We start from the raw sequence: 3303 nt of genomic DNA, 5'->3' as shown, positions 1-3303 counted from the left end.
ATATTTATTTCCCCTTAAGTTTTACTTTTTCAAATTCAATATCCCCCCTAATATTGATACCACTAAATCCATCTTTACTTCCTCCAAATCATAGAGAACATGCATATATTTTAAATTCATTTTTTATTTTATCATTGAATTAAATAGCATTAATCCATCAAAAGGCTCATGAAAACTAAAAAACTTTATGCAACTAAACTGACATTTAGTCGAATAAGAAAAAGCCACCTGTATTGGCAGCTTCTATTTAACTAATGCATGCGTTAGCCATCCATGAATCCTCAGATTCACAACAGTGAAAGGAAGTTTATATCATACTTCCATGGTAGTTGAATAAGGGTTTGATTTTATTTGATAAAATCTGAGTTAACAGGTATTAGTCCTATTTGCCTTGCCCAAACAGAAAGCTGCCCCATATGGTGAACTTCATGAATCATAATGTGACTTAGTACTTCACCATATGAAAAAACATATGGTTCTCCACTCTGACGTGTACCACTCAAAATAAAATTTTCCATCTTTGGATAAAAATTTTTAAGAACCTTTTCTACACTTTGTTTGCAAAGTAAAGAAAACTCTCTTATTTCCTCAAGTGATGAGAAAGAACATTTCTAACTAGCTAATTTATATATTTTGCGTTCAAACGTATTTGTTTACTTCATCCCATATTTTTTGTGATGCTGGATAACTAAACCTAATGGATGTTACGTTAAATGGTCTATTAAAAGACGGTTCAGTTTTTTGCACAATCGATTGGATTGTTTTAAAAGGTATGGATTTAATATATTGATAGAATGCATTTAATGACATATAGTATTCTGCGTCTATACCGCTCCGGGTTTCTCTAAATAAAGTACACGCTGAATTCGCTATTCCTTTTACACTAAATAATTCGATATATTTAAAAGACTGGGTAGGCAAACTTCTCCTTAGGAAGAGCTTCTGAGGTTTTATAGAATCGACCCATTCCGAAAAGAGCTTTTTGACCTTCAAAGTAACTTTATAAAAATGTTCTGAAGCATCTTCATTTAAATACGTTTTTCTAAACAATCTCCGTTATCATCTTCGTTATCCAATAAATCCGACATCTCGGTAGATATTCTTCAAAATATAAATTCCCTGAATTTGTTTCAATATCACTCCAAATTTCCACATCTTCTTATGCTTTTGAAATGATGTCCAAAATAAAAGACACAACATTCTCATTTTACATTTAAATCGTTTAGATGCACACTATTAAAAAAGTAGTGTTAACCAATGCTTGGCCAACACTACTAGTATGTTTTTTTCTATAGTTGACTACAAAGACTTCTTATCGGATAGCTTTTCTATATTTTATATGTTTTTAGACATTTTATTTTGAAACCGGATAGACGTTTAAATATTCTTCTAACGTTATGTTTCTTTTTTTCATTTGTTTAGCTGGTGTTACGCCAACATATCGAATATGCCAAGGTTCGTATTTGTAACCTGTGATTTGTTCCTTACCTTTTGGATACCGAATAATGAAACCATAATTAGAGGAATTTTTTTCAAGCCATTTGGCTTCTTTTGTATTCGCGAAACAGCTTGAAGCCGCACATTTTCCAGTACTACTACTTACATCAATTGATAAGCCTGTTTGATGTTCACTAGAACCTGGTAATGCACTATACTTTCTTGCATTCGCATATCCATCTTCTTTAACGTATCGATTGAAAATAACTTTCTGAGTTGCATAAGAGCGAAATCCTGAGACACCACTTAAATAAATATGATCTCTTTTGGCTCCTTCAAATAATTTCGTTAATGCTATTGCTGCTTCTTTTCTCATTTTTCGCTTTTCAATTTTTTCTTTAAAAATGAATGAAACATTTGCATAAACTAAATCCTTTGGAACGTAGTTTTGAGATAAAAAATATTTTTTGTTTACTAAAACTGTAATTACATCAGGGTGTGAAACAGTTCTAATTGCATTACTTTGTTTCGTTCTATTTATAACATTTTTAGGTATATCTGATGTTTTGTTCATCTGATTATTAGCATTTTCATTGTTAGCTTGTTGATACTCTCTTCTAGGACTAGAATCATTGTAATGATGATTTTGCTTACTACAACCGTTTAAAGATAATAAAAAAATAATTAAAATTGAAAGAACAAAATATTTCATAAAAGTAAGTACCCCCACATGCTGCTTTGTCTAGTTGTTAATGAATAAATGTGTCAAATATTTGATTACGTTTTTAAAATTTGTGTTCATTTATAGAAAGAGAAAAAATTATTTTTCGTACATTGTCCAACTATTTCCTGAAATTTTTTCGGAAATATCAATAACTTTATTTTTAACTCTATCTTTTTCTGGGCCATCTAAAAACTTTGGCTGGTAGTTGTTTCGTGAAGAAACAGAGGAAATAGAAAAGGGTATCACTTTCAACTCTTTTTCATTTGTCAATTTTCCATTTTGGAAGTGAAAAGTTTGCTGAAAAACAATTGTATCTTTATCACCAGGATTTCGATTTCCACCAAACATAAAGTTACCTAAACTATAAACAATAAATTTTCCATTGTATTCTTCAATTCCTTGAAATACATGAGGATGGTGCCCAAGTATTAAATCTGCCCCATGATCAATTGCGTAGTGAGCCAAGCTTTTTTGAGTATTATTGGGTATATACTCTCGCTCTATCCCCCAATGAAAATGGATTAAAATTACTTTTGCACCAGCATTTCGTAATTCATCTATATCATTAGCAATCTTAGCTCTTAATTCAGGAGTATCATTCCAACCCTCATACCCTAGTGCACCCATTTTTATCCCCTTAATCATAGTTAAATAGTGATTGGAATATCCAAAATAACCTATCTTGTATTTTTTTAAGTTACTAATAGTGTCATCATATCCTTTATTTAAATAATCATGACTATGATTATTTGCGAGATTTACTGCATCTATTCCACCATATTTTAGTATATTTGCGAAAGAAGGATCACCCTTAAATTTATATTTTTTAACTGCTTTTTCTGTGGCATTTGTCAATGTAGTTTCCAAATTTACAGTAGTAAAATCGTCTTCATTAAATATATTATTTAAGTTATCAACAAAATAATGTAAACCATTACTTTTCGCTTCATCTACAAATGAATCAGAATAATTAAAACTTTCATCTGTACCAAGTGTAAAGTCGCCAGCTGCACTTATTTTAATGGTTTTCTCTACTTGTTTTTGAGGTGATGCTTTAATTGTATTTGTATGTTTTATTGGTTTGTTTATATTTTTTGGAGGATTTTCTTTATTTTTTAATTCATTACCAAATGTTATTGAAT

At 30.3% G+C, this 3303-nt stretch carries 4 protein-coding genes; all 4 read right to left on the bottom strand.

Annotation, left to right across the window (positions count from 1 at the left end; translation table 11 throughout):
- Positions 1-347: 347 nt before the first annotated feature.
- The 4 genes from ACFCYN_RS25225 to ACFCYN_RS25210 all read right to left on the bottom strand — a co-directional run bounded on the left by ACFCYN_RS25225 (position 348) and on the right by ACFCYN_RS25210 (position 3298).
- Positions 348-584 carry a DinB family protein gene (locus ACFCYN_RS25225; protein ID WP_375952896.1) on the bottom strand — a complete coding sequence of 79 codons (237 nt, stop codon included), beginning with the start codon at positions 582-584 and terminating at the stop codon, positions 348-350.
- Positions 585-639: 55 nt separating this feature from the next.
- Positions 640-1050, bottom strand: coding sequence for a hypothetical protein (locus ACFCYN_RS25220; RefSeq protein WP_375952890.1), 411 nt, complete (start codon positions 1048-1050; stop codon positions 640-642).
- A 304-nt stretch (positions 1051-1354) separates the two neighbouring features.
- A complete protein-coding gene (locus ACFCYN_RS25215; RefSeq protein WP_375952887.1) occupies positions 1355-2149 on the bottom strand; it encodes a M15 family metallopeptidase in 795 nt (264 codons plus the stop codon).
- 108 nt (positions 2150-2257) lie between these two features.
- A complete protein-coding gene (locus ACFCYN_RS25210) occupies positions 2258-3298 on the bottom strand; it encodes a CapA family protein (protein ID WP_375952893.1) in 1041 nt (346 codons plus the stop codon).
- Between the last annotated feature and the right edge of the window lie 5 nt (positions 3299-3303).

This window comes from Gottfriedia sp. NPDC056225 (assembly GCF_042267765.1).
Taxonomy (GTDB): domain Bacteria; phylum Bacillota; class Bacilli; order Bacillales; family Bacillaceae_G; genus Gottfriedia.
The sequence above is the reverse complement of the archived record's forward strand: the minus strand, read 5'-3'. Positions and strand labels throughout refer to the sequence as shown.

Bases quoted from the DNA above. Each gene is read 5' to 3' on its own strand.
- ACFCYN_RS25215 (WP_375952887.1), bottom strand. From the start codon at position 2,149: ATGAAATATTTTGTTCTTTCAATTTTAATTATTTTTTTATTATCTTTA.